The 504-nt window shown below is 70.4% G+C and carries 1 pseudogene; it reads right to left on the bottom strand.

Going from position 1 to position 504, the window contains the following annotated elements:
- Position 1 precedes the first annotated feature (1 nt).
- Positions 2-504, bottom strand: a pseudogene (locus ACLJWH_RS42025) (helix-turn-helix domain-containing protein); the annotation flags it as partial.

The raw sequence follows: 504 nt of genomic DNA, 5'->3' as shown, positions 1-504 counted from the left end.
TTCAGCGACTGACTGGCCTCGTCCTCGCAGACGATCCAGGCCCCGTGGGCCGCCGCGGTGCTTTTACCCGCGGCCACACCTCCTTCTTCCACAGCTCGACCGCCTCGTCGTCACGCTCGACCGCCCGGCGCGCCGGCTGCTGCCACGACCAGCCATGGCGTTTGAGCAGCCGCCACGTGCCTCGACCGTGTAGCTGACGTGGAACAACCTGCCGATCAACGCCTTCACCCGAGCCAGCGTCCACCGCTGATCCTCCCAGCCACGGACCAGCGACCCACGCTCCAACTCCCGCTCAAGCCGAACCATTTCGGCCTCACCCAGCCTCGGGCGTCCTGGTGAGCCCTGGGACCGGACGCCGTCTGGTCCACGCTCCCTCCACTGGCGGCGCCAGCGTTCCACCGACCGCTCGCTCACCCGAAGCGCGGCAGCGATCTCCCCGCTCTTCTCCCCGCCCTCGAAGCGGCCGACCGCCTCCAGCCGAATCCGCTCCCGCACGGCCCTCCC

Source organism: Streptomyces sp. x-80 (assembly GCF_046549095.1).
In the GTDB taxonomy this organism is placed as follows: Bacteria; Actinomycetota; Actinomycetes; order Streptomycetales; family Streptomycetaceae; genus Streptomyces; species Streptomyces celluloflavus.
Note: the sequence above shows the minus strand (reverse complement) of the source record. Positions and strands in the feature narration are given on the sequence as shown.